22 protein-coding genes are annotated in these 25,294 nt (G+C 65.0%); 12 read left to right on the top strand and 10 right to left on the bottom strand.

What is annotated here, in order from left to right; translation table 11 throughout:
• Positions 1-144 precede the first annotated feature (144 nt).
• Positions 145-414, bottom strand: a complete 270-nt coding sequence (locus tag AB4Z51_RS38605) for an HGGxSTG domain-containing protein (protein ID WP_085404512.1) — start codon at positions 412-414, stop codon at positions 145-147.
• Complete coding sequence (locus AB4Z51_RS38600) at positions 411-1,082, bottom strand: hypothetical protein (protein ID WP_085404511.1); 672 nt, start codon at positions 1,080-1,082, stop codon at positions 411-413. Before AB4Z51_RS38600 ends, AB4Z51_RS38605 begins: the two co-directional genes overlap by 4 nt.
• A gap of 420 nt (positions 1,083-1,502) precedes the next feature.
• Between AB4Z51_RS38600 and AB4Z51_RS38595 the strand changes: the two genes are divergently transcribed.
• Complete coding sequence (locus AB4Z51_RS38595) at positions 1,503-2,477, top strand: Bug family tripartite tricarboxylate transporter substrate binding protein (protein WP_085404510.1); 975 nt, start codon at positions 1,503-1,505, stop codon at positions 2,475-2,477.
• Between the two features lie 157 nt (positions 2,478-2,634).
• Here AB4Z51_RS38595 and AB4Z51_RS38590 read toward each other — a convergent pair whose 3' ends face one another.
• The 3 genes from AB4Z51_RS38590 to AB4Z51_RS38580 form a co-directional block, all read right to left on the bottom strand.
• Positions 2,635-2,910, bottom strand: a complete 276-nt coding sequence (locus tag AB4Z51_RS38590; protein WP_085404509.1) for a hypothetical protein — start codon at positions 2,908-2,910, stop codon at positions 2,635-2,637.
• A gap of 79 nt (positions 2,911-2,989) precedes the next feature.
• Positions 2,990-3,847, bottom strand: coding sequence for a VOC family protein (locus tag AB4Z51_RS38585; protein ID WP_085404508.1), 858 nt, complete (start codon positions 3,845-3,847; stop codon positions 2,990-2,992).
• Between the two features lie 152 nt (positions 3,848-3,999).
• Entirely contained in the window at positions 4,000-5,190 is a 1,191-nt protein-coding gene (locus AB4Z51_RS38580) for a urate hydroxylase PuuD (RefSeq protein ID WP_085404562.1), read from the bottom strand.
• Positions 5,191-5,426: 236 nt separating this feature from the next.
• Here AB4Z51_RS38580 and AB4Z51_RS38575 point away from each other — a divergent pair, with 236 nt between their 5' ends.
• Positions 5,427-6,767: a PQQ-dependent sugar dehydrogenase gene (locus tag AB4Z51_RS38575; protein ID WP_063984870.1), complete on the top strand. Its 1,341-nt coding sequence runs from the start codon at positions 5,427-5,429 to the stop codon at positions 6,765-6,767.
• 46 nt (positions 6,768-6,813) lie between these two features.
• On the opposite strand, the gene AB4Z51_RS38570 is transcribed toward AB4Z51_RS38575, so the two are convergent.
• From AB4Z51_RS38570 to AB4Z51_RS38560, 3 genes are read right to left on the bottom strand one after another with little or no spacing between them, the layout of a single operon-like run.
• Positions 6,814-7,614, bottom strand: coding sequence for an SDR family NAD(P)-dependent oxidoreductase (locus tag AB4Z51_RS38570; protein WP_085404507.1), 801 nt, complete (start codon positions 7,612-7,614; stop codon positions 6,814-6,816).
• A gap of 1 nt (position 7,615) precedes the next feature.
• Positions 7,616-8,170 carry a carboxymuconolactone decarboxylase family protein gene (locus AB4Z51_RS38565; protein WP_085404506.1) on the bottom strand — a complete coding sequence of 185 codons (555 nt, stop codon included), beginning with the start codon at positions 8,168-8,170 and terminating at the stop codon, positions 7,616-7,618.
• 11 nt (positions 8,171-8,181) lie between these two features.
• The gene (locus AB4Z51_RS38560; protein ID WP_085404505.1) at positions 8,182-8,994 is read right to left on the bottom strand and encodes an SDR family NAD(P)-dependent oxidoreductase; all 813 of its coding nucleotides are present in this window, start codon (positions 8,992-8,994) and stop codon (positions 8,182-8,184) included.
• Between the two features lie 233 nt (positions 8,995-9,227).
• Between AB4Z51_RS38560 and AB4Z51_RS38555 the strand changes: the two genes are divergently transcribed.
• From AB4Z51_RS38555 to cyoD, 4 genes are read left to right on the top strand one after another with little or no spacing between them, the layout of a single operon-like run.
• Positions 9,228-10,061 carry a cytochrome ubiquinol oxidase subunit II gene (locus tag AB4Z51_RS38555; protein WP_085404504.1) on the top strand — a complete coding sequence of 278 codons (834 nt, stop codon included), beginning with the start codon at positions 9,228-9,230 and terminating at the stop codon, positions 10,059-10,061.
• Positions 10,051-12,051 (top strand): cytochrome o ubiquinol oxidase subunit I, encoded by a 2,001-nt coding sequence (cyoB, locus tag AB4Z51_RS38550; protein WP_085404561.1) that lies wholly within the window; start codon positions 10,051-10,053, stop codon positions 12,049-12,051. The genes AB4Z51_RS38555 and cyoB overlap by 11 nt, the downstream gene beginning before the upstream one ends.
• The gene (locus AB4Z51_RS38545) at positions 12,051-12,692 is read left to right on the top strand and encodes a cytochrome (ubi)quinol oxidase subunit III (protein WP_028150138.1); all 642 of its coding nucleotides are present in this window, start codon (positions 12,051-12,053) and stop codon (positions 12,690-12,692) included. Before cyoB ends, AB4Z51_RS38545 begins: the two co-directional genes overlap by 1 nt.
• The gene (gene cyoD / locus AB4Z51_RS38540; protein ID WP_028150137.1) at positions 12,689-13,078 is read left to right on the top strand and encodes a cytochrome o ubiquinol oxidase subunit IV; all 390 of its coding nucleotides are present in this window, start codon (positions 12,689-12,691) and stop codon (positions 13,076-13,078) included. Before AB4Z51_RS38545 ends, cyoD begins: the two co-directional genes overlap by 4 nt.
• Positions 13,079-13,292: 214 nt before the next feature.
• Here the strand turns inward: cyoD and AB4Z51_RS38535 are convergent, their stop codons facing one another.
• Positions 13,293-14,081: a thermonuclease family protein gene (locus tag AB4Z51_RS38535; protein WP_085404503.1), complete on the bottom strand. Its 789-nt coding sequence runs from the start codon at positions 14,079-14,081 to the stop codon at positions 13,293-13,295.
• A 201-nt stretch (positions 14,082-14,282) separates the two neighbouring features.
• Between AB4Z51_RS38535 and AB4Z51_RS38530 the strand changes: the two genes are divergently transcribed.
• The 4 genes from AB4Z51_RS38530 to AB4Z51_RS38515 all read left to right on the top strand — a co-directional run bounded on the left by AB4Z51_RS38530 (position 14,283) and on the right by AB4Z51_RS38515 (position 19,254).
• On the top strand, positions 14,283-15,881 hold the full coding sequence (locus AB4Z51_RS38530) for a GMC family oxidoreductase (protein ID WP_135215064.1): 1,599 nt from the start codon (positions 14,283-14,285) through the stop codon (positions 15,879-15,881).
• A gap of 7 nt (positions 15,882-15,888) precedes the next feature.
• On the top strand, positions 15,889-16,338 hold the full coding sequence (locus AB4Z51_RS38525; RefSeq protein ID WP_441499209.1) for a hypothetical protein: 450 nt from the start codon (positions 15,889-15,891) through the stop codon (positions 16,336-16,338).
• A gap of 106 nt (positions 16,339-16,444) precedes the next feature.
• Positions 16,445-17,464 carry a S1C family serine protease gene (locus tag AB4Z51_RS38520; RefSeq protein ID WP_071916003.1) on the top strand — a complete coding sequence of 340 codons (1,020 nt, stop codon included), beginning with the start codon at positions 16,445-16,447 and terminating at the stop codon, positions 17,462-17,464.
• A 59-nt stretch (positions 17,465-17,523) separates the two neighbouring features.
• A complete protein-coding gene (locus tag AB4Z51_RS38515) occupies positions 17,524-19,254 on the top strand; it encodes an FAD-dependent oxidoreductase (RefSeq protein ID WP_085404500.1) in 1,731 nt (576 codons plus the stop codon).
• 323 nt (positions 19,255-19,577) lie between these two features.
• On the opposite strand, the gene AB4Z51_RS38510 is transcribed toward AB4Z51_RS38515, so the two are convergent.
• A complete protein-coding gene (locus AB4Z51_RS38510; protein WP_441499208.1) occupies positions 19,578-23,054 on the bottom strand; it encodes an indolepyruvate ferredoxin oxidoreductase family protein in 3,477 nt (1,158 codons plus the stop codon).
• A 164-nt stretch (positions 23,055-23,218) separates the two neighbouring features.
• Here AB4Z51_RS38510 and AB4Z51_RS38505 point away from each other — a divergent pair, with 164 nt between their 5' ends.
• Both AB4Z51_RS38505 and AB4Z51_RS38500 read left to right on the top strand, forming a co-directional pair.
• Positions 23,219-24,172: a hypothetical protein gene (locus tag AB4Z51_RS38505; RefSeq protein WP_085404560.1), complete on the top strand. Its 954-nt coding sequence runs from the start codon at positions 23,219-23,221 to the stop codon at positions 24,170-24,172.
• Positions 24,173-24,501: 329 nt separating this feature from the next.
• Positions 24,502-25,206, top strand: a complete 705-nt coding sequence (locus AB4Z51_RS38500) for a cysteine hydrolase family protein (RefSeq protein WP_085404497.1) — start codon at positions 24,502-24,504, stop codon at positions 25,204-25,206.
• Positions 25,207-25,294 lie beyond the last annotated feature (88 nt).

The raw sequence follows: 25,294 nt of genomic DNA, 5'->3' as shown, positions 1-25,294 counted from the left end.
AAGAACGGCATCAGCCAGCGTTCAAGTTCGTCTTCCCATCCCGGCATGGTCAGCCCTCCAAGAGCCGACCACCCATGAATCATTGAAAAATTGATTCGGGAATCCTATAAAACGCGACAAAATCAAAAATCTGCCAAAGTAGTGCTAGCCCAGCTCCTGCAGCAGCTTCCGCGTCTCGCCCAGCAACGCCCGTATCGCCCTTCGTTCTGCGATCCGGTCCTGCGTGAATAGCCCATGCTTCCGCGCATTTTGATTTCCCTTCGGTGCGCCTGATCTCGCGGCGCTGCCATGCATGCGGCAGCGGGTCTTGCCGTGCACCGCCGGCGCGAGGCAGGCGCTGCCGCTGCGTGTCCTGGCGCCGCAGCGCGGACTCGCCAGCATCGCAGCCATGTTGCGGGGGTGATCGCCGCTCATGCGGTGGCACCTTGTGCGGCATCGACCAGTTCATGTTCGCCTTCGCCGGCTTCGCGAGGCGAGACCGATCCTGCTCCCATCGGCGTGTCCGCGACGCTTTGCTCCGTTACGATCATGCCCGTGTGCTGGACGGGGTGGCTCGCGATGGCTCCTGCGCCATCCTGCACCGTCAGACTCTCCACCGTGATCGCCCGCTCGCCATTGTTGCGGTACCGGTTGAGCGCCTCGACCTGGGCCGGAAAGATTCGCGCCAGCTTGGCGAGCGCGCGTGACGCGCTGTCCTGCCGCGGGATGTCGTCAGCGAAGGCGAGGCGATGGGCGCAGCGCATCGCCAGGACGTGAATGGAGACCATCTGTGCCGCCAGCATGGCCTCGATGGAGTCCCGCGGCGCGATGCTCTTCATCATCGAGATCATGAAGGCGAGATTGGCCTCGTCCGGCTTCTGCGCAGTCACGCTGGCCTTCACCAATTGCTTCAGGATGCCTTGCAACGCGTCACGGTCGACGGCACCGAGCGCGTCGGCTAGCAGCCGTTCGCCGGTTCTCGGGTCGGGATGATCGATGGCAATGCGCCGCCTGTAGAGTTTGACGCGCGGGCTCGCAGCCGGGTCGCTGCGATCGTTTGCCGCAACCGGCGGCGTGGTGTGGCGATCGGGGGATGTCGTCATGTGTCGTGTCCTTTACCGGCGCAGGTGCGCGAACGACCGCTCGCGTGCTGCGCGGCTACGAATTTTGAGATGTCGATGAGAGGCTTGCGCGCGATCGCGGCGAGTCGCCCGAGGAGCGGGCGGCCTGGACGCTGGCGATTGTTGCGATGATGCCATCATGCCGGTGTTTTGCCCGACGTGTCAAACTGCATTTCGTGGTATCCGAAGGTTCTTGTCCTGCGCAAGTCCTTGTCCTGACAGGGGCCGGCTACTGTGCATGGGGTTGTTTTCGCATTTTTTGTTTGGATGCGGCTCTCGCGTGCCGCACGACGGAATGCCGGCGTGCAAACGCGATTGCGAAATCCGGCGCGACCGCTAATCATGATCTCCAGAGGCGCCGCACCATGCAAAAGCGGCAGCGCGGGTCCGGGGAGAGAACGAATGCAACGAACGCTTCGCCTGCTGGCGATTGTCGCCGGATTGTGCGTGACGACCGAGGCTCTCGCGCAGAAATATCCGACGCGTCCGGTCAAGATCATGGTCGGCTTCAGCGCGGGCGGCCCGGTCGATGTGGTCGCGCGCATCGTCGGCGACCGGCTGAGCAACAAGCTCGGCCAACCCTTCGTGGTCGAGAACCGCGCCGGCGCCAACGGCATGATCGCAGCCGAGGGCGTGGCGCGCGCGGACGCGGACGGCTACACCATCCTCGCCTGTAACTCGTCCACGATCACGCTCAACAAGACGCTGTTCAAGGACGCCCGCTACGATCCGCAAGGCGATTTTGCGCCGCTCACCACCGTCATCTCGGCGCCGCTCGTTCTGGTGGTCAATCCCGAGAATCCCAAAACGGCCAACATCAACACCGTCGCCGATCTGGTCGCGGCGGCGAAGGCCGCGCCCGGCGCGCTCGCCTACGGCTCGGGCGGCAACGGCAACCTTGCCCATCTCGCCATGGAGCTGCTCAGCCAGAAGGCCGGCATCAAGCTGATTCACGTGCCCTATCGCGGCGGCGCGGCATCCGAGGTCGGCATCCTCGCGCAGGAGGTCCTGGCGGTGTTCGATCCCTTGTCCGCCGTCCCGCTGGTGAAGGCCGGCAAGCTGCGCGCGCTTGCGGTGTCATCGGCCGAGCGGCTGCCGGCGCTGCCTGACGTGCCGACCGTCGCGGAGGCCGGCTATCCCGGCTTCGATATCTCGTTCTGGGTCGGCTTCTTCATGCCGAAGGCCGTGCCCGCGCCGATCCGCGAGACGCTGCACCGTGAGATCGTCGCCGCCGCCAGGGATCCGGCGTTGCAGGAGCGCCTGGAGTCGCAAGGCGTCGTCAGCGTGCTCAGCCCGGCCGACTACGCCGCGAAGATCGCCAAGGAGACGACGGATCTTGCCGAGGTCGTCGCGGCCGCGAACATCAAGGCGGAGTAGGGGGCGTCACGCGAGAGGATCTGCTTGCGGTAGCGGATCAGGGCTCGCTCGATGCGAGGCGCACGGCGCGGGCCTTCGCGCCGGTCGTCTTCCTCGATGCGCCGACGGAATCCTCATTAAAGCAGCAGGGAAAACCGGCCGCGAAGCGGGCTTCGAGCTAGTCCTTGGGAAAATCCTTGCGCATCGCGATCTCGGCGGCGTCGCCGGGCGACAGCACCGTTTGCTCAAAAGCCGGCTGCGGCTTCGTCATGATGTCATAGAGCGAAATGCCCTTGATCGGCTTATCCATGAGCACGCGAACGCAGTCGGCGAGCGTGCCGTTGTAGACGAGATAGGGCGGACCCCGGTCCTTCTGTCTCTCGCCTTTCAGCGACGGCCACTTCTTCAGTTCGGCCGGCGCGTCATAGGCGATCGGCGATTCCTCTTTGAACATGCGCTTGGCCTCGGGCGGCGTGAAAAGCCCGAAAAGCCTAGGCTTGCCCGGTAAACGCTTGTTAAAGAATTAGTTCAAATCAGCCGGCAACGAAGGCGAGCAGGGTGCCGTTGGCCTTGGCCGGTGGCACGCAGATCGCGGCCCCGCTGCGCAACGCAGCCGGACCCAACGCCTTCTCGGTGGCTGCGAGATCGCCGCTGACGAGGACCAGGGCGGCGCCACCGCGCGCGGAAAGGCCGGTGAGCGGCACGCCGGGATAGCGTCTGCCGAGCTGGTCCAGCGTCAGATAGACGAAGTCGGCGCGGTCGCCGCCGGACGGCACGGCGACTGCACCGTCGGCTTCCGCCTTCGGTTCGCGGTCGATTAGGCGGCCGAGATGCGCCGCATCCTGCGCGGGCTCGGGCGTTGCGATCAGCGTCTGCCTGATCCGCTTCGCCGCATTGGCGTGCTTCATCAATTCAGGAATCCACACCGTCTCGCGGGTCTTGTGCTGGCAGGCGAAGATGCGCACGCCGCCGGGCGCCTCAGCGGTCGGCCACATGAAGGTGCGGAATTTTGCAGCCGAGATCGTGCCATCGGGCAGCGTCACCGGCCGTTCGAAATCGGTCGGGCCGATCGGCGTCAGGCCGCGCGCACGGATCTCCTCGGCGCCGGCTGCGCTGTCGATCGCCGTGAAGGCGATGCGCTCGATGCCCTCGCCGTGCCTGTCGACGAAGGCGCGGGCCGGTGCGTTGTGCTCAGTCGCCACCAGCACGCCGAGCAGCTCCATATAGTCGGGGTCGAACATGATGGTGTAGTTGCCGGTGCCCATATGCGCGCTGTGGGTGCCGCGCGGCGACAGGGTGAAACCGAGCTGCCTGTAGTTTTCGGCGGCCTTGTCGAGGTCCCGAACCATGACCACGGCGTGGTCGATACCGATGATGTTCTTGAGGGCCACTGTTCTTTCCCCGCAGCAAATGCAAATTTCGATCTGGACCGCGCCAGCGGCCGCTGGCCCTGTCTACGCCGGATAGGCGATCAAGTCATTTTCAAATCGGCGCTAGATGCGGAATTTCATTTCGCGAAATGCGGTATCGACGCGCGATGGCGTCACTGCGCCTGCTCGATATAGGCGGCGAGAATGGCGCGCTCCTCGCTGGTCATGTCGGTGATGTTGCCCGGCGGCATCGCATTGGACCACGCCGCCACGCGGCCGATCAGGCGGATGTTGCGATGGATGTGCTCGGGCGCGTCGAGCAAGATGCCTTTGGGCGCGGTCACGATGCCGGCCCAGACCGGCTCTGCCGCGTGGCACATGCTGCAACGGGACATCACGATCTCCTCGACATTGGCGCGCGTCGGCTGTGCCGACAGCGCGCCCGTCTTGACCTCGCGCGGGCCTGCGGCGGAGAGCAAGAGGATCGCAATCACGCCCAATGCGGCGACACCCCACACCCACCACGGCGATTTGTGCCCCGCGTGCCGCTCGTTGAAGAAGTGGCGGATCACGGGGCCGAGCGCCAGAATGATCGCGACGATGATCCAGTTGAAGCGCGTCGCGTAGAGCAGAGGATAGTGATTGCTGATCATCAGCACGACGACGGGCAAGGTCAGGTAGTTGTTGTGAACCGAGCGCTCCTTGCTGGCCTTGCCGAGCTTCGGATCGGGCGCCTGTCCCGCGATCAGGCTGGCCACGATCTTCTTCTGGTTCGGGATGATCAATGCGAACACGTTGGCGACCATGATGGTGCCGATGATCGCCCCAATCTGGTTGAAGGCGCCGCGCCCGCTCAGGACGTGGGTGAAGGCGTAAGTGAGCGCGACCAGGAACAGATAGCCGCCGATGGCAAAGGGCAGCTCGCGCTGCGCAAGCCCGGTGCGGCAGGCCGCCTCATAGAGCAGCCATGCCAGCGCCAGGCTGCAGAAGCTGAACAGCCCGGCCTGGATCGGTGTGAGGTCGAGAATCGACTTGTCGACCAGGAACAGGTCGGCATCGAGATAGTACACCACCACCATCAGCGCGAAGCCGGACAGCCAGGTGGTGTAGGCCTCCCATTTGAACCAGGTCAGCTCCTCCGGCATCTGGCTCGGAGCCACCAGATATTTCATGATCCGGTAGAAGCCGCCGCCATGGACCTGCCAGGCTTCGCCCTGCACGCCGTCCGGCAGGTCAGTCTTCGGCTTCAGGCTGAGATCGAGGGCGATGAAGTAGAAGGAACTGCCGATCCAGGCGATCGCCGCCACCACGTGCAGCCAGCGCAGCAGCAGGCTCGCCCATTCCGATATGATGGATCCCCACATGATCACCCCATCAATTGCGACCTGGATGCCGCAGCTTTGATGACCGCAACCGGCGGTCGCGCCCTTACAATGTGTCGCACCGATCTGCCGCATTTTCCAGTACGATGGGCCGTGGCCGATGCACATCGTGCGGGCATGAGCTGACGTGGGATTCGGCAGGTGTTTGAACTGCCGTAGAACATTTGCGGACCTATAAGCGTCGACGTTCAGGACGCGCAGGCTGGGAGGAAGACGACGTGAAAAGCAGGATTTCGTCCGCAGCAACGGCTGCGGGATTGCTGGTCGCGGTTGCTGCCAGCGCGCAGGCCGAGCCGGTTCTGCAAGGCAAGGACGCCTATGGCGATTGGCAGGCCGACAAGCCCGGCACGGTCAGGTTGATCCGGCCGCAGGACCTCGTCAGGCCCGGCGCGACACGGTCGGTTGCGAGCACCGCGCGTGTGGCGTCGCGACCGCCGGAGGCCACGCCACGTGTGCCGGCGGGTTTCAAGATCGAGCTGTTCGCCGAAGGCTTGCGCGCGCCGCGCATTGTGAGGGTCGCGCCGAACGGCGATGTCTTCGTCGCGGAGACGCGGGCCGACGCCATCCGCGTGCTGCGCGCCGGGGATGGCGGCAAGGCCGCGACCAACGAGGTGTTTGCCAGCGGATTGAGACGGCCGTTCGGCATCGCCTTCTTTCCGAACGGCGACAATCCGCAATGGGTCTATATCGCCAACACCGACAGCGTCGTCCGGTTTCCCTATCAGGCCGGCGATCTCAAGGCGCGCGGCAGGGCGGAGACGATCGTGGCAAGCCTGCCGCAGGACGGCAGCCATTCCACCCGCGACATCGTCTTCACGCCCGACAACAAGCGCATGCTGGTCTCGGTCGGCTCGCTCAGCAACGTCGCCGAGGGCATGGGGACGCCGCCGGGCGGATTGGATGGCTGGTCGAAGACGCAGCCGCTCGGCGCGGCCTGGGCCAGTGAGCTCGAGCGCGCCACCGTGATGGCATTCACGCCTGACGGCAAGGACCGGAAGATTTATGCCACCGGCATCCGCAATTGCGTCGGTCTTGCGATCGAGCCGCAGAGCGGGCTGCCCTGGTGCTCGACCAATGAGCGCGACGGGCTCGGCGACGATCTCGTGCCCGATTACGTCACCAGCGTGAAGGAGGGCGCGTTCTACGGCTGGCCGTGGTTCTATATCGGCGGCAACGAAGATCCGCGCCACGCCGGCGCGCGGCCGGATCTCAAGGACAAGGTGACGGTGCCCGACGTGCTGATCCAGCCRCACTCGGCTTCGCTCGGCATGACTTTCTATCAGGGCACGCAGTTTCCGTCCGACTATCAAGGCGATGCCTTCGCCGCTGAGCACGGCTCCTGGAACCGCTCCAAGCGCACCGGCTACAAGGTGATCCGTATCAGGATGAAGGACGGCAAGCCCACCGGCGAGTACGAGGATTTCGTCACGGGGTTTGTCGTGAGTGACACGGAGGTCTGGGGAAGGCCGGTTGGTGTCGCCGTGGCGAAGGATGGATCGCTGCTGGTGTCGGAGGACGGCAATGGCACCATCTGGCGGGCGACGCGCGCACCGCAGTGACGCTGTTTCCCTCCCCCTCCAGGGGAGGGTAAGCAGCGCGCTCGAATTACCCCCGTCTCACACTCGCGCCACCGTCCACCGGCAGCGTCACGCCCGTGATGAAATTCGCTTCGTCCGACGCCAAAAACAGCGCGGCGTTCGCGACGTCCCAGCCGGTGCCCATCTTCTTGCGCAGCGGCACCTTGCTGTCGCGCTCGGCTTCGACCTCGGCGCGGGTCTTGTGCCACTCGCGGGCGCGGGTGTCGACGGCCATCGGCGTGTTCATCAGGCCGGGCAGGATGACGTTGGCACGGATGCCGTATTCGGCGTTCTGGTAGGCGAGCTGCTCGGTGAAGGCGATCATCGCCGACTTCGTCGCCTTGTAGGCGACGTAAGGATAGGTCGTAATCGCGGCCATCGAGGAGATGTTGATGATGGCGCCGCTTCCTTGCGCGCGCATGATCGGGATCACTTCCTTCGCGGCGAGAATGCAGCTCTTCAGATTGATGGCGACGACACGGTCGAACGCCTCCTCGGTGATTTGAAGCAGCTCGGCATCGCCCCCGGACAGGCTGACGCCGACATTGTTGTGCAGCACGTCGATGCGGCCCCAGCGCGCCTGCGCGTCCACGACCATCGCCTTGATGTCCGCGGATTTGGTCACGTCGGCCTTGAAGGCCGCAGCGGTGCCTTGCTCCGCTGCGATCAGATCGACGGTTTCCTGCGCCGATTCCAGGTGGTGGTCGACGCACAGCACTTTGGCACCCTCGCGCGCGAAGGTCAGCGCGGTGGCGCGGCCGTTGCCCATGCCTTCACCGGGGCTCTGGCCGGCGCCGACGACGATCGCGACCTTGTCCTTCAAGCGCATGTCACTTCACTCCCGGGATCGGGTACTGCTGGAGTACCTCTTTGTAATACGGTTCGTTGTCGATCTTCATGGTGGCGAGCGCCCGCACCACACCACAATAGAAGGCGATGGTGAGTACGAGGTCGACCATGTGCTCGTCGGAGAGATGCTGCCTGATCTCGGCGAAGGTGGCATCCGACATCGCGAGCTGGCGCACCATCTCGCGGGCGCCTTTCAGGATCGCTTTTGCGAGCGGCTCCAGCTTCGACGGCTTGCCCTCGGTCTCCGCCATCAGGCCTGTGATGTCCTCGTCGGTGACGCCAAACTCCTTGCCGATCTTCACATGGTGGGTGAATTCGTATTCCGACTTCTCCATCCAGCCGACCTGGAGGATCGCGAGCTCTCGCAGCCGCGGGTCGAGCTTGCTCTTGAAGCGAATATAGCTGCCGATGCCGTTGAAGGCGCGCGCCATCTCCGGCGAGTTGACCAGCAGCTTGTGCAGGTTCGTGTTGCGCTTGAGCATGTCGCGATATTCGGGCGCGACCTGGTCGGCCTCGAGATAGGGTAGGCGGGCCATCCGTGTTCCTTTCAGTGTTCCTGTGATTCACGTTCCGGCGCTTGCAGCGTCACGCCGCCGTCGACCACCAACACCTGGCCGGTGATGTAGCGTGCAAAGTTGCTGAGCAGGAATTTGACGGCGTGGCCGACATCCCAGCCGGTGCCTTCGGTCTTCAGCAGCGAGGCCCTGGCGCGGTTGGCGCGGGCCCGCTCGCTCATGCCGCGGGCATAGACCATCGGCGTGTACATCGGGCCGGGGCAGATGCAGTTGACGCGGATGTTGTCGCGGCCGTGATCGACAGCCATGGCGCGCGTCAGACCGATGATGGCGGCCTTCGATGTCGTGTAGGTCGTGAGCCCGCGCGGCCGCAGCGCCGAGATCGAGGAGATATTGACGATCGCGCCGCCCTTGGCGGTCTTGATCATCGCGGGGATCGCGTGCTTGGAGAGCAGGAACATCGTCTCGACGTTGACCTGCATGACACGGCGATACTGCTCGGGTGTCTCGTCGACCACGCTGCCACGGCTGCCGATGCCGACATTGTTGTCGAGGAAATCTAGCCGGCCCCAGCGGTCGAGTGTAGCTTCGACCAGTGTCTTGCAATCGGCTTCGCTGGTGACGTCGCCGCCATGCGCCGCTGCCGTGCCACCCTCGTCCCGGATCATCTCCACGGTGCGCTCGGCGAGCTTGAGGTCGCGATCGGCCACCAGCACTTTTGCTCCGGCGCGGGCCAACAGAATTGCTGCAGCGCGGCCGTTACCGATGCCGTCGCCAGCGGCGCCACCGCCGCTGATCAGCGCCACCTTGCCGGCGAGGCCGGCATCGTCCTCGGGGCCCTGCATGTCGTTTCATCCCAATTATTTTCGTGCAGATTAGCAATCGCCCTGACAGGAGAGAAGGCCGATGGTCCCGCGCAGATGTCATTGACATCGCATGGAATTGCATGCCGCCGGGCGGCACGGCGCGCGATTAAGCGGGCATGTCGCGGAACCGTTCTGCCGAGCTTGCGTTTGTTGCGGGGGCTTTTCCGCGCTAGGCTCTCGCCTGGGGTTTCCCAATCGTCAGTGGCTTGCCGATGAATCTGCTCGATCCACAAGGGCCGGTGGCTGTCGCCAACAGCACCATCCTGGTCGATTCCGTCTTCATCATGCTCGTGATCGTGGTGCCGACCATTTTCGCGATTTTGGCCTTTGCGTTCTGGTTTCGCGCGTCCAATCCGAGAGCACGTTACCAGCCTGACTTCGTCTATTCCGGCCGCGTCGAGATGGTGGTGTGGGCGATCCCCGCGCTCACCGTGATCCTGCTCGGCGGCGTCGCCTGGATCGGCTCGCACCAGCTCGATCCCGCCGCGCCCGTGCCGGGCACCGGCAGTCCAGTCCGCATCCAGGCGGTCTCGCTCGACTGGAAATGGCTCTTCATCTATCCGGACCAGCGCATCGCCACCGTCAACACGCTGACGGTGCCGGCCGGTGCCGAGCTGAATTTCCAGCTGACGTCGTCGAGCGTGATGAACGTGTTCTTCATCCCGCAGCTCGGCAGCATGATCTACACCATGAACGGCATGGTGACGAAGCTGAACCTGCGCGCCGACAATGAGGGCAAGTTGCAGGGCCTGTCGGCGCATTTCTCCGGCGACGGCTTTCCCGACATGATGTTCGACGTCAACGTGATCTCGCCGCTCGCCTTCCCAGACTGGGTCGCGACCACGGCGAAGACCGATGCCGTGCTGAACGAGGACAGCTACAAGAAGCTGATGCAGCAGGGCATCGAGAAGAACAGGCTGACCTTTCGCCTGGCGGATCCCCGTCTGTTCGACCTGATCGCAACCCAGCACATTCCGCCAGGGCCCGGCCCGGAGCTGCTCTCCGATGCCGGCAGGCCGCACAGTGGAGGCCACGATGCTCGGTAAGCTCGATTGGTCGGCGATCCCGTTCGACCAGCCGATACCCCTCATTGCGGGTGCCGTGGTGCTGGTCGCGATCCTCGGCGTGCTGATCTGGGTCGTCGTTAAGGGACATCTGCCGTATCTCTGGCACGAGTGGATCACCAGCGTCGACCACAAGCGCATTGGCGTCATGTATATCCTGCTGGCCTCGGTCATGCTGCTGCGCGGCGGCAGCGACGCCATCATGATGCGGCTCCAGCAGGCGGTCGCTTACCAGTCACAAGGCTATCTCCCGCCGGAGCACTACAACCAGATCTTCTCGGCGCACGGCACCATCATGATCTTCTTCACGGCGATGCCGTTCGTGATCGGGCTGATGAACCTGATCGTGCCGCTTCAACTCGGTGTGCGCGACGTTGCTTTCCCAACGCTGAATTCGGTCGGCTTCTGGCTGACAGCGACCGGCGCGCTGCTGGTCAATATCTCGCTCGTGGTCGGCGAGTTCGCGCGCACCGGCTGGCTGGCTTTTCCGCCGCTGTCGGAACTGTCCTATTCGCCGGGCGTCGGCGTCGACTACTACGCCTGGTCTCTCCAGATCTCCGGCGTCGGCACCCTGGTCGCCGGCATCAATCTCGTGACCACCGTGCTGAAGCTGCGCACCAAGGGAATGAACTATCTGCGCATGCCGATGTTCTGCTGGACCACGCTGGCCTCCAACCTGCTCATCGTCGCCGCCTTTCCGATCCTCACCGCCACGCTCGCGATGCTGCTGCTCGACCGTTACCTCGGCTTCCACTTCTTCACCAATGAAGCCGGCGGCAACGTCATGATGTTCATGAACCTGATCTGGGCCTGGGGGCACCCGGAGGTCTATATCCTCGTATTGCCGGCCTTCGGCATCTTCTCCGAGGTGGTGTCGACCTTCTCGGGCAAGGCGCTGTTCGGCTACCGCTCGATGGTGCTCGCGACCATGGCGATCTGCGTCATCTCCTTCATGGTCTGGCTGCACCATTTCTTCACGATGGGCGCTGGCCCCGACGTCAACGCCATCTTCGGCATCGCCAGCATGATCATTGCGATACCGACGGGGGTGAAGATCTACAATTGGCTTTTCACGATGTATGGCGGCCGCATCCGCTTTGCGACGCCGATGCTGTGGGCGGTCGGCTTCATGGTCACCTTCATCATCGGCGGATTGACGGGCGTGCTGGTCGCGGTGCCCCCGGCCGACTTCATGCTCCACAACAGCATGTTCCTGGTGGCGCACTTCCATAACGTCATCATCGGCGGCGTGCTGTTCGGCGCCTTCGCCGGCTTCGAATACTGGTTCCCGAAGGCGTTCGGCTTTCGTCTCGACGAGCGCTGGGGCAAGGCCGCGTTCTGGTTCACGTTCCTCGGCTTCTACGTCACCTTCATTCCGCTCTATATCGCCGGCATGCTCGGCATGACCCGGCGCATGCAGCACTACGACGTCGCGGCCTGGCGGCCATGGATGTTCGTGGCGGCCGCCGGCATGGCGGTGCTGACGATCGGCGTGATCTGCCAGATCGTGCAGCTCGTGGTCAGCATCCGCAACCGCGAGGCCCTGCGCGACCGCACCGGCGATCCCTGGGACGGGCGCTCGCTGGAATGGGCGACCTCGTCGCCGCCGCCCGTGTTCAACTTCGCCTTCTATCCGGATGTGCGCGGCGAGGATGCTTATTGGGATCAGAAGGCCCATGCCAAGCAGCAGCAGCTCGAGCATGATCGGCCGGAGTATCAGGATATCGAGATGCCCAGGAATTCACCGACCGGTTTCATCTGCGCGTTCTTCGCCACCATCATGGGCTTCGCGCTGATCTGGCACATCTGGTGGATGGTGATCCTGGGCGGCATCGGCGCATTCGCGACCTTCGTCGTGTTCGCCTGGCGCGATCATGACGAATACGTCATTCCGGCCGACGAGGTCGCAGCGATCGATCGTATCAATCTCGAGGAACGGCGCAGCCTCGTCAGCATGGCGGGAGCGCTCTGATGTCGATGACGGCGACAGCCGGCCGCGCGCATGCCGACCCCCACCACATCGGGCTCGTCGTCGAGCATCCAGGCCCGGCATCGAAGCGCATCGTGACCGCCTACGGCTTCTGGGTCTTCCTGCTCTCCGATATCGTAATGTTCTCCTGCTTCTTCGCGGCCTATGCGGTGCTGTCCGGCCAGACCGCGGGTGGCCCCAGCGGCTCGGAGATCTTCGAGCAGCGCAACGTCGCGATCGAGACGGTCTGCCTGCTGYTGTCGAGCTTCACCTGCGGCATGGCCAGCATTGCCGCCGACGTGCGCAACCGGTTCTGGTTCTATCTCGGCATGACCGTGACCTGCGTGCTCGGACTGATCTTTCTCACCATCGAGTTCCGCGAGTTCGCCGACCTCGTTGCACGCGGCTATGGCCCGTCGCGCAGTGCGTTCCTGACGTCGTTCTTCTCGCTGGTGGGCTGCCACGGCCTGCACGTCTCGGCCGGCATATTGTGGCTGCTCACCATGATGGCCCAGGTCTTTGCAAAAGGCTTTCGCGCCGACGTCCTGCGCCGGATGATGTGCTTTGCGCTGTTCTGGCATGCGCTCGACATCGTCTGGGTCGGGGTCTTCTCCGTCGTCTACCTGCTTGGGAGTGCCGTATGAGCGATCAGACGCATGTGCGGACCGGACACGATCTCGCACCGGGCGAGGAAGAGCAACACAGCGTCGGCGAGCGGGTGCTCGGCTACGTCGTTGGTCTCGGCCTCGCGCTGCTGCTCACGGCAACGTCATTCTTCATCGCCGGAACCGACCTGGTCTGGCAGCCATCCATCCCCGTCGCTCTGATCGTGCTGGCGATCGCGCAGATGGGCGTGCACCTCGTGTTCTTCCTGCACATCACGACGGGGCCTGACAACACCAACAACGTGCTGGCGCTCGCCTTCGGCCTTCTGGTCGTCTTCCTGGTCGTCGGCGGCACCGTCTGGATCATGGGGCATCTCAATGCGAACATGCCGCCGATGGACCAGATCATGCCGATGCGGAAATAGGGCGCACAAGAAAGAAGAGCCGCTTGTTGTGACAAGCGGCCCAAGTCTAGGGAGGAAACGCCCGAGCAAAGCAATCGGACCGAAGCCGGATTGCTGCCAAGGAACGCTCGCGCAAAGCGCTTGCGTACATATTAGATGTAGCAACCACCGAGAGAGTTCAATTCCGGATCAATACTGTCTCCGGCTACCGCTCACATGCTCGTGACGGGCTTCCTCATTTCGGTCGGCGGCAATTGTAGGCCTTGCGGAAGCCGGCGGCCTGCGCGTCGTCCTCCGAGCAGAACCAGCGGTCCGGCTTGGTGGTCGCGGGATAGCTCGGGCAGCCCCTTAAGTGATAGATGCCGATATTGCCGGTGACGCGTGCGCGCACGGCGAGCTTGCCCTTGATGCTGCAACTCGGCGGCATGGTCAGCTCCTCCGGAAACAGCGCCGCGCGGATTTCCTTGTCGCGGTCGGCGCGGCAGGCGGCGCCGAGCAGCGCGCCGTCCTTCTTGCCCATGCGGAATTCTTGCGGTGCAACAAAGCAGCCCTTCCAGATGCCGGCTGACGCGGTTTTGGCATCGGCCGCGGCAGCCTTGACGTTCGCCTTGATCGGCTCGCGGGCGATGGCATAGCCAAGCTTGACCAGCTGCTCGTTCAACGAGACCTTGTCGCCCTCGGCGGTGCAGATCGCCCGGTGCCGTTTGCCGAAGCTCTTTTCCGGCCCGACATCGTCACAGCGCACGCTGCGTTTGTTGATCAGCTTCGCCAGCTGGTCGCGGGCCTCGATGCCGCAGGTCCAGGGATCGGCGTGATCGTCGATGCAGACCTGGTCCAATTCGGGCGCGTCGACGCCGTCGAGGCGGTAGGTGACGTCGCCGAGCTGGATCGAATTGGCGTCCCGGACGGTCGCGGCCGCCGTCAGCGCGGAGGCCGGCCCGGACGAGGCCAGAAACCCGGACAGAGCGAGACACGAAACAAGCGCGAAGGCGCGGGCGGCGGCAAATGAATTCCTAAAGGACATAACGTCTCGCTATCGATTGCTCTGGCGCCTCGTTCCTAGCATCCGGAAGTCGCGATACCAATGGTCTGCGCCCTGCGAAGTGCGACATTCGCGTGCCAGCCTTTACTGACCGGCCGGTCTGCCCCTATCGTTCGGCACGATCAAAAACCTGCGTAGACCGGATCGCCCTTGAAGCGGCGAGGGCGGGAGGAAGAAAGTTCGATGAAAGACCCCGTGGACGTCCTGATCATCGGCGCCGGCGCTTCAGGCGCCGCGATCGCGTGGTCGCTGGCCGAGACCAAGATGCACATTCTCTGCCTGGAGCAGGGCGGCTGGATGAACCCAGCGGAATATCCCAGCACGGGCCGCGACTGGGAGGCCAAGTTCTACGGGGAGTGGTCGTCGAGCCCGAATGTCCGCGGCCGGCCCGAGGACTATCCGATCAACGACGACAATTCGCCGATCAAGGTCGTCAACTACAACGCGGTCGGCGGCTCGACGGTGATGTACACCGCGCACTGGCCGCGGCTGCATCCCTCCGATTTCAAGGTCAAGACGCTCGACGGCGTCGCCGATGACTGGCCGATCGACTACGACGCGCTGACGCCGTTCTTCGAAGAGAACGATCGCATCATGGGCACGTCAGGCTTGTCGGGCGATCCGCTGTCGCCGCTGACGCATCCGCCGATGCCGCAGCAGCCGATGGGATTGTCCGGCGCCATCATCGGCAAGGCCATGAACACGCTCGGCTGGCACTGGTGGCCGTCGGACACGACGGTCGCGACCACAGACTATGAGGGCCGCGCGCGCTGCATCAATCTCGGCCATTGCACGCCGGCCTGCGCCCAAGGTGCAAAATCCTCGACCGACATTACCTATTGGCCGCACGCGATCCGCGCCGGCGTCGAGCTTCGCACGCATTGCCGGGTGCGCGAGATCACCACCGACGAGAACGGCATGGCCTCGGGCGTGGTCTATTATGACAAGGACGGCGTCGAGCAGTTCCAGCCGGCGCATGTCGTCATCATCGCCTGCAACGGCGTCGGCACGCCCCGGCTGCTGCTCAACTCGGCATCCAACCGCTTCCCGCACGGTCTTGCCAATTCGTCGGGCCTCGTCGGCAAGAACCTGATGTTCCATCCCTATGCGCAGATCTACGGCTATGTGAAGGAGCCGACCGACAGCAACCGCGCGCCGCCGACCTGCCTGTGGAGCAAGGAATGGTATGACACCGACCTGTCGCGCGGTTTCGTACGCGGCTACGGCGTCCAGTTCGTGCGCGGGGCAGGGCCCGTGTTCGAGGCTGTCGTGAGCGAGCAGAGGGGCATTTTACCGTGGGGCGCGGATCATCACCGCGTCTTCCGCAAGCTCAATGGCCATCGGCTGGGATTCTCCGCGATCTGCGAGGACCTGCCGGAGGAGCACAATCGCGTCACGCTCGATCCTGTCCTGAAGGACAGCCACGGCATTCCCGCGCCGAGGATCGACTACACCATCAGCGAGAACAGCCGGAAGATGATGGAGCATGCGCTCGCGCGCGGCCGCGAGGTTCTGGAAATGGCGGGGGCGACCGACATCTGCGTCAACTCGCCGATCCCGTGGGGCGGCTGGCATCTGCTCGGCACCGTGCGGATGGGCACCGACCCCGAACGCTCCGTCGTCAACGAATGGGGCCGCACGCACGACGTGAAAAATCTCTTCATCGTCGACGGCAGCATCTTCGTCACCTCGGGCGGCGTCAATCCGACGTCCACCATCCAGGCCCTCGCGCTCTACATCGCCGACCAGATGAAGCAGCGCCTCGCAAACTTGTTCGACTGAGGCCGCCATGTCCGCAGACAATCAACTCACCCGCGCCCAACGCGATGACCTCCGTACCATCGCTGCGATGATCGTTCCCGCCAGCGACGAGTACAAGRTGCCCGGCGCCGACGACCCCGCGATCCAGGCCGATATTCTGACGACGCTGGGCCGCGACACCAAATTGGTGGCGGCGGCGCTGGACCATCTGGCCCGGCTCGCAGGGCAACCGTTCGCCGAGCTCGATGCCGCCAGGCGCGATGCGGTGGCGCAGGAGTTCCGCAGCTCCGGCGGCGGCGCCGCCGCAACGCTCGTCCGCGTCGTCCTGCAATGCTATTACCGCGACGACCGGGTGCTGCGCTCGCTCGGGATCGAGCTGCGCGCGCCGTTCCCCAAGGGTTACGTGCTCCCGGACGGCGACTGGTCGCTGCTCGACCCGGTTAAGGCGAGGGCGGGCACGCTGCGGCGCGCGCCCTAGCCACCTTGGTAGGTCAAGTCCTGACAGCCCAGCCTTGCGCCCCAGGCGGGTCCCTTGCGCTGGCAGGAACAGGCCACCATTTGTGTGAGCCTCAAGGACTCTTGCCATGCTGGATTTTACCTCAGACATCGTCGATGACGCCGCGTCATCGCGAGCGACAGCGTCTGCCCCGGTCGATGACCGAGCCCTGCTGGACGCCTATTCCAACGCCGTGATCGACGTGACCGACCGTGTCGGTCCCGCCGTCGTGCGCGTCGAGACCGGGCCAAAGGTGCCGAACGGTCGCGAGCGCGGCGGGCTCGGCTCCGGCATCGTGATCTCGCCGGACGGGCTCGTGCTCACCAACAGCCACGTGGTCGGTTCCTCCAGGGAGATCCGGCTGCGGGACGTCGAGGGTAACGTCGGTGAGGCCCGCGTACTCGGCGTCGATCCCGACACCGATCTGGCGCTGCTCCGCGCCAACGGCGTGCGCGACTTGCCCTATGCCGCGCTCGGCAACTCCAAGACCCTGCGCCGCGGCCAGCTCGTGATCGCGATCGGCAATCCGCTCGGCTTCGAATCGACCGTGACCGCCGGCGTGGTCTCGGCGCTGGGGCGCTCGATCCGCTCGGTGAGCGGGCGCACCATCGAGGACGTGATCCAGACCGATGCTGCGCTCAACCCCGGCAATTCCGGCGGTCCGCTGGTGTCGTCGAATGCCGAGGTGATCGGCATCAACACGGCCATCATCAACGGCGCGCAAGGCATCTGTTTCGCGGTCGCCAGCAACACCGCGCAGTTCGTGTTGTCGGAGATCATCCGCCACGGCTATGTCCGCCGCGCCTTTATCGGCGTCGCCGGGCAGACTGCACCGGTCCCGCGGCGGCACGCGGTACTGGCCGGCGTCGACAACAAGATGGGCGCGCTCTTGATGCAGATCGAGCCGGACGGACCGGCGGCGAAGGCGGGCCTGTTGCCCGGCGACGTCGTCATCAAGCTCGATGGTGTCGATATCAACGGCGTCGACGATCTGATCCGCGTGCTCGACCGCGACCGGATCGGCCGGCGGCTCGCCATGGACGTGCTGCGGCTCGGCCGCTTGCGGGCGATCGATATCGACCCGATCGAGCGCAAGCCGGCGCGCTAGCGTTGGTGCCTCCGGGCGAGGTATGACGGTGTCATGCCTCGTTCCCGGACCCTTGCCGCATGATGCCTGCGCATGAGATCTACGATGTCATTGTCGTCGGCGCCGGCGCCGGGGGCATGACGGCCGCGGCGGTGGCCGCCGCTGAAGGCTTGCGCGTGCTGGTGATCGAGAAGACGGCGTTCGTCGGCGGCACCACCGCCTGGTGCGACGGCATGGTTTGGATCCCCGCCAATCCCAAGATGAAGGATGTAGGGCTGTCCGACAGCATCACGGACGCGGTCCGGTATCTGTCGAGCACGGTGCCGGAGCCTGCCAATGCCGGCTTGCGCGCCGCCTTCCTCGCGCGCGGGCCGGAGGCGGTCGCCTATCTCGAAGCCAACACGGAAGTGCGCCTCCAGCCGGTGAAAGCCTGTCCGGACTGTTATCCGGAGCGACTGGGCGCGACATCAGGCGGGCGCGTGCTGGAGCCGGTCGCGTTCGACGGCACCCGGCTCGGCGCGCCTTTCGCGCGGCTGCGCGCGCCGCTGCCGGAGTTCACGCTGTTCGGCGGGATGATGGTCAACCGCCTCGACGTCCCGCATCTGCGGCGGGCCGGAAAATCGTTGCGTTCGACCCTGCGCGCGGCGCGGCTCGTTTCGGAATACGCGTTGCAGCGGCTGCGCAATCGGCGCGGCACGACGCTGCATCTCGGCAACGCGCTCGCGGCGCGGCTCTATGCCTCGCTGCTGGCGCGGCAGGTCGAGATTCTCTTCTGCGCCGATGTCGAGGACCTGTCGATGCAGGGCGATCGCGTCGGCGGCGTTGTCATCCGCCACGGCTCCCGTGACCGCCTGATCGCCGCGCGTCGCGGCGTGGTGGTTGCGACCGGCGGCTTTTCGCACGACGCTGTGTTGCGCAAACGCTTCTTCCCGGCCGCGGCTGGTTTCGTCTCGGCGGCCAGCACCGCTGGCACTGGCGACGGGCTCCGGCTTGCGGCCACGGCCGGTGCCGCGCTCAACACGGAGGCGACGAGTCCGGCCTATTGGGTGCCGGCCTCGCTGTTCCGTCGCGACGATGGCAGCCGAGGCGTTTTTCCGCATACGGTGACCGACCGCGCCAAGCCCGGCGTGATCGCCATCAACGCGGCCGGCCGTCGCTTCGTCAACGAGGCGCTGTCCCACCATGAGTTCGTGCTGGCGATGTTGCGCGACTGCAATGGCGAGCCGGACCGGCCGTTTTATCTCGTCTGCGACCGTCAGTTCCTGTGGAGCTACGGCCTCGGTCACATCAAGCCGTTTACGCTCAACCTCCGGCGCTATGTGGCGGGCGGCGAGTTGCTCAAGGCTCCCGACATCGCGCAGCTCGCGGCGAAGATCGGCGTCAATCCGTCCGTGCTCACGGCGACGATCGCAGGTTACAACGTTGATGCGAAGCAGGGCCGCGATCCCGAATTCGGTCGCGGCAGCACCATCTATCAGCGCCACCTCGGCGATGCCACCCACAAGCCCAATCCCTGTGTCGCACCGATCCTCCGCGCGCCGTTCTTCGCGATGCGTATCTATCCGGCCGATCTCGGCACGGCCATCGGCATGAAGGTGGATGCCCAGGCGCGCGTGCTGCGCGAGGACGGCACGCCGGTTGCGGGTCTGTACGCCTGCGGCAACGACATGGGGTCGATCATGAATGGGAATTATCCGGGACCGGGGATCACGCTCGGGCCGGCGCTGACGTTCGGGTATATCGCGGGGCGGCATCTGGCGGAGGGGAGTGTTGTGACGGCGACGTCTGCGGTTGCAGGGACTCCCGTCTAGCCATCTCCACCGCTGTCATTCCCCGCGACCCGGCTACGCCAAGGCTTCGCCGGGGTTGAGGTCCAGGGGCGCCGAAGCTTTAGCGTAGGCGGCAAGCGGGGAATCCAGTACGCCGCGGCCCATCCGTTCAATCACAGCCGCCTCGGAGTACTGGATCGCCCGGTCAAGCCGGGCGATGACGCTGAGTGTGTGGCGAGCTCGTCCCACAATCTCCGTCATTGCGAGCGCAGCGAAGCAATCCAGGCTGCCTCCGCGGAGGGACTCTGGATTGCTTCGTCGCTTCGCTCCTCGCAATGACGTGGAGAGAGTTTGCGTCCTAACCGCTACTCCGCCGCCGCCGCAAAGCGGCTGTTCTCCAGCTCGGCTTCCAGCCGGGCTGTCTCGGCCGCTGCGAGCTTGATGTTGGCTTCCTTGACGTGGCCGAAGCCGCGGATCGTCTCGGGCACGCGGGCGAGCCGCGCCAGCAGCGGGATCTGCTCCGCCTTCAGCCCGGCCATCCGCTGGTCGATCATGCCGAGATAATCCGCGACCAGCTTACGTTCGGTCCGGCGCTCCTCGGTGCGGCCGAACGGGTCGAACGCGCCGCCCCGCAGGAACTTCAGCTTGGCGAGAACGCGGAAGGCGTGGACCATCCAGCCGCCGAATTCCTTCTTCTGAAGGTGCCCGGTCGTCTTGTCGCGCTGCGCGAAGATCGGCGGGGCGAGGTGGTATTTCAGCGTGAAGTCGCCATCGAACTTCTCCGACACCTTCTTGGCAAAGCTGCCGTCGGTGTAGAGCCGCGCCACCTCGTACTCGTCCTTGTAGGCCATCAGCTTGAACAGGTTTTTCGCGACCGCCTCGGTCAACTCGGTGGAGGCGGGCGAGACTGTGCTCTCCGCCTTGCGCACCTTGGCGACGGCCGCGAGGTAACGGTCGGCGTAGGCAGTGTCCTGATAGCCGGTCAGAAACTCCGCGCGGGTCGCGATCACGTCGTCGAGCGACTTCGTCGGCGCGGAAGCGCGGCTCTTGAACTGCAGTACGCTGCGCACGCGCGACATGTCGTGGGCGGCCAGCCGTCCCCATGTGAAGGCGAGCTTGTTCATCTCGATCGCCGCGCCGTTGATCTCGATGGCGCGGAGGAGAGCCTCCAGCGACAGTGGGATCGCGCCCTTCTGGAAGGCGAAGCCGAGCATGAAGGGATTGGTCGCGATCGAGTCGCCCATCAGGGCTGAGGCAATGCCTGTCGCGTCGATGATGTCGAGGTTCGTGTCGCCGACGGCGTCACGCAGCACGGTCTGCATCGTGCCCATCTCGAAGTCGAGATCGGGGTTTTGCACGAAGCTCGCAGTCGGCTGCAGGTCGGCGTTGATGTAGGCCTTGGTCACGCCGCGCTCGGCGCGGCTGAGCGCGGAGGGACCTGCCGAGACGATCATGTCGCAGCCGAGGATGACGTCGGCGCCGCCGGTGGTGATGCGGACCGCGGAGATATCCTCCGGCCTCCGCGCGATGCGGACATGGCTCATCACCGCGCCGTTCTTCTGCGACAGGCCGGTGAAGTCGAGCGCCGAGCAGCCGCGGCCGTCGACATGGGCGGCCATGCCGAGCAGCGCGCCGATGGTGATGACGCCGGTGCCGCCGATGCCGGTGACGAGGATGTTGTACGGCGCCTCGAGCTCGCGGGCAGGAGGCAGCGGCAGGTCGGCGAACAACTGTCCGGAATCGACCGCCGACGTCTTCAACCGCTTCAGGCTGCCGCCATGCACGGTGACAAAGCTCGGGCAGAAACCTTCGACGCAGGAAAAGTCCTTGTTGCAGTTCGACTGGTCGATCTGTCGCTTGCGGCCGAACTCGGTCTCCAGCGGCTGCACCGAGACGCAGTTGGAGGCCTGCGAGCARTCGCCGCAGCCTTCGCAGACGAGMTCGTTGATGAAGGCACGCTTGGCGGGATCGGGATAGAGCCCGCGCTTGCGGCGGCGGCGCTTTTCGGCGGCGCAGGTCTGGTCGTAGATCACGACCGTGAGGCCCTTGATGTCWCGCAGCTCGCGCTGCACGGCGTCGAGCTCGCGGCGGTGATGGATGGTCGCCCCCTGCGGGAAGTAGTTGCCTTCCGGATACTTCGTCGGATCGTCCGATACGATCGCGAGTCGCTTGACCCCCTCGGCCCAGACCTGGTGCGCAATCTGCGCGACGTTGAAGGCGCCTTCGGCCGGCTGGCCGCCGGTCATCGCGACGGCGTCGTTGTAGAGGATCTTGTAGGTGATGTTGATGCCCGCGGCCGATGCCGCGCGAAGGGCGAGAAGTCCGGAATGGGTGTAGGTGCCGTCGCCGAGATTCTGAAAAATGTGCTTCTCGGTGGTGAAGGGCGACTGGCCGATCCAGTTCACGCCCTCGGCACCCATATGCGAGATTAGATCGGTGCGGCGGGTCGGCATGCTCAGGGCCATGCCGTGGCAGCCGATGCCGGCCATGGCACGGCTGCCCTCGGGCACGCGCGTCGAGGAGTTGTGCGGGCAGCCCGAGCAGAAGAACGGCGTGCGCGCGAGCTTGATCTGCGTGCTTGATGTGACGGGATTGTCGAAGGCCTCGAGCCGGGCGAGGCGTTGCTCCAGCACCGGGCTGTGATGCCCGAGCTTGCGCAAGCGTGCCACCAGCGCCCCTGCGACAATGGTCGGCGTCAGCTCGCCCTCGCTCGGCAACAGCGGTGCTCCGCGCTCGTCGCGCTTGCCGGTGACGGTCGGGCGCCTGGACGCAGCGATATTGTAGAGGGTGCGCATCAGCTGGTCTTCGATGAAGCCGCGCTTCTCCTCGACCACGAGCACGTCCTGAAGACCTTCGGCGAAGCGCCTGGCGCCGCTTTCCTCCAGCGGCCAGGTCAGTGCGACCTTGTAGATGCGCAGGCCGAGGTCCTGCGCGTCCTTGTCGGTGATGCCCAAATCGGCCAGCGCCTGGCGCAGATCGAGATAGGCCTTGCCGGTCGCGAGAATGCCGAGCCGTGCCGGCTTGGAATCGAGCACGATGCGGTCGAGCTGGTTGGCGCGGGCAAAGGCTTGCACGGCGGCCATCTTCGGGCCGAACAGACGTCGCTCGGCCTCCAGCGGCGGATCGGGCCAGCGGATGTTGAGGCCGCCAGGCGGCATCTCGAAATCGTCTGGAAGTACGATCTTGATACGCTCAGGATCGCTGTCAATCGAGGCCGAACTCTCGACGGTCTCGCTGATCGCCTTGAAGCCGACCCAGCAGCCGGAGAAGCGCGACAGCGCAAAACCATAGAGGCCGAGGTCGAGATAATCCTGGAGCGTCGCCGGATTGATCACGGGGATCAGCGCCGCCGCGAACACCTGCTCGCTCTGATGCGCCAGCGTCGAGGACTGGCAGCCATGGTCGTCGCCGGCAAGCGCGAGCACGCCGCCATTGAGCGAGGTGCCGGCCGCATTCGCATGTTTGAGCGCGTCGACCGAGCGGTCGACGCCGGGGCCCTTGCCGTACCAGATGCCGAACACGCCATCGACCTTGGCGCCGGGGAACAGGCCGACCTGCTGGCTGCCCCAGACGGCGGTCGCAGCCAGGTCCTCGTTCAGGCCGGGGACGAAGGCGATGTCGTGCTGCTGGAGGCGCGACTTCGCGCGCCACAGCGCGTGGTCGTACATGCCGAGCGGGGAACCGCGATAGCCCGAGATGAAACCGCCTGTGTTGAGCCCCTGGAGCCGGTCGCGTTCGCGCTGCAACATGGGCAACCGAACCAGTGCCTGCGTGCCGGACAGGAAGATCCGCTTCGATTCGAGCCGGTATTTGTCGTCCAGCTCGACCTGCATCAGCGTCATTTCAGGAGTCCTCGTCTCTCGTTCGGCGTGGGGGTTTGCGCTGCGGGAGGGATAGCGGCGGCGCGACGCGAATTGTGACAGTCAAGAGCATGGGCCGGCGAAGTCAATACGGCTAGCCGCATCCGTGGCGCTCCTGCTAGTCATGGCTGCCTGTGGAGGACACCATGGCTGCAAACGCATTCGACACCGAGATTACAGAGACGGCCGAGGCGCTGATCGGGCCGTGGCGCCAGCCGCGCCAGATGCTGCACGCGCAAGTCTATGACGCGCACGCCTCGATCCACGACGATGCCACCGCGCAGAAGCTCGGCTTCAAGGGCGGCACCATCGAAGGCCCGACGCATTTCAGCCAGTTCGCCCCGCTCGGCGCGCGGCTGTGGGGGCAGGCCTGGTTCGAGAGCGGTTGCCTGTCCGCGCATTACCGCAACGCCTGCTTCGAAGGCGAGGAGGTGCAGGCGATGCTATCGAAGCCGCTGCCCGGCACGAGCCAGTGCCAGATCCAGATGGTCAAGCGCGACGGCACCGAGGTGCTGCGGGGCACGGCCTCGGTCGGCGAACCGCATGCGGCGACCGCGCTCGAGGCGCGCCTCACCGAGCTCAAGCCGCTCGCCGATCCCGTGATCCTGCGCGATGTGAAGGTGGCGCAGACGAGCAAACGGCAGGCGGTGCGGATGGCGTTCGACCAGAACATGGGCGACCTCTATCCGTTCTCCCTCAGGCAAAAGCTCGCCGTCATCACCGAGAACTCGCCGTGTTATTCCGGCGCCGACAATCCTTGGGGCAGAGCGATCATCCCGATGGAGATGCTGAGCGTGTTGTTCCAGTACCGCTCCAAGGACGACCCGCTGCCGGCCAAGGGGCCGGCGGTCGGCCTGTTCGCGGATCAGGAGATCAGGCTGATCAAGGGGCCGCTCTTCGTCGACGAAGAGTACGAAATCGAGCGTGAGGTTGTCGCACTCTCCGGCAGCCGCCGCACCGAGAGTGCCTGGATTAAAACGCGCGTGTTCGGCAAGACGGGCGCGGTGGTGGCCACCATGCTGCTCAACATGGCGACGCTGAAGGATTCGTATGCGCCGTATGAGATGGAGTATCGGCAGCTGTACGGCACGGGGCGGTAGCGCTACGGCCTCCGCCGTCATTCCGGGGCGCGCGCAGCGCGAACCCGGAATCCACTTTCCTCGCGTACTGCGGCCCGATGGATTCCGGGCTCGACGCTGTCGCGTCGCCACGGAATGGCGGCGAGCGAGTCCGTCGCCGCCCGCTCATCCTTTAAGCAACTGCACGTCGCAAAGCCGTCGCACAGGGAATAAGCAGGCGCCGATCGCCGGCGTAACCTTCTGAGTACGCAGCAAATTCTCTCGCGGCCTGTGCCCCACCGCTATTGTACACAATGGCACGGCGTTTGCAGAACTCCTGGCAAAGAGAGTTCTCGCGGGGGCCTTGAGTCATGTTGAGCTCGACCAAGCCGACACTGGGCGTCATCAGCGCCGAGCCCGAGCCGATCAGGCTCGACTGGCCTGCCACCGCGCTTCTCATCATCGACATGCAGCGGGATTTCATGGAGCCGGGCGGCTTCGGCGAGACGTTGGGCAACGATGTCAGCCAGCTCGCGCGCGCGGTAAAGCCGATCGGCGCGGTGCTGAAGGCGGCACGTGACACCGGCATGCTGGTGATCCACACGCGCGAGGGGCATCTGCCTGATCTGTCCGACGCGCCGCCCGCAAAAGTCGAGCGCGGCGCCCCGTCCTTGCGCATCGGCGATCCCGGCCCGATGGGGCGCATTCTCATTCGCGGCGAGGCCGGCCACGACATCATTCCCGAGCTTTATCCGCTCGACAGCGAAGTCGTGATCGACAAACCCGGCAAGGGTGCGTTCTACGCCACCGAGCTCACGGACGTGCTGGAGAAATACGGYATTGAGAACTTGCTCGTCTGCGGCGTCACCACGGAAGTGTGCGTCAACACCACCGTGCGAGAGGCCAATGACCGCGGCTATCGCTGCGTCGTCATCTCCGACGGCTGCGCATCCTACTTCCCCGAATTTCACGAGATGGGCCTGAAGATGATCAAGGCCCAAGGCGGCATCTTCGGCTGGGTCGCGGACTCAGCCGCAGTCTTGGAGGCAATGAAGACTTCGACCACACAGGGGTAGCATCATGAGCACATTGACGGGGACGGCCGGCAAATCTGATCTGAGCAAGTCCGAGTTCAAGCCGGCACTATGGACATCGGGCGACTGG

This window comes from Bradyrhizobium sp. 2TAF36, assembly GCF_052114925.1.
Classification (GTDB): Bacteria; Pseudomonadota; Alphaproteobacteria; order Rhizobiales; family Xanthobacteraceae; genus Bradyrhizobium; species Bradyrhizobium barranii.
This window is presented reverse-complemented; position numbering and strand designations above follow the sequence as displayed.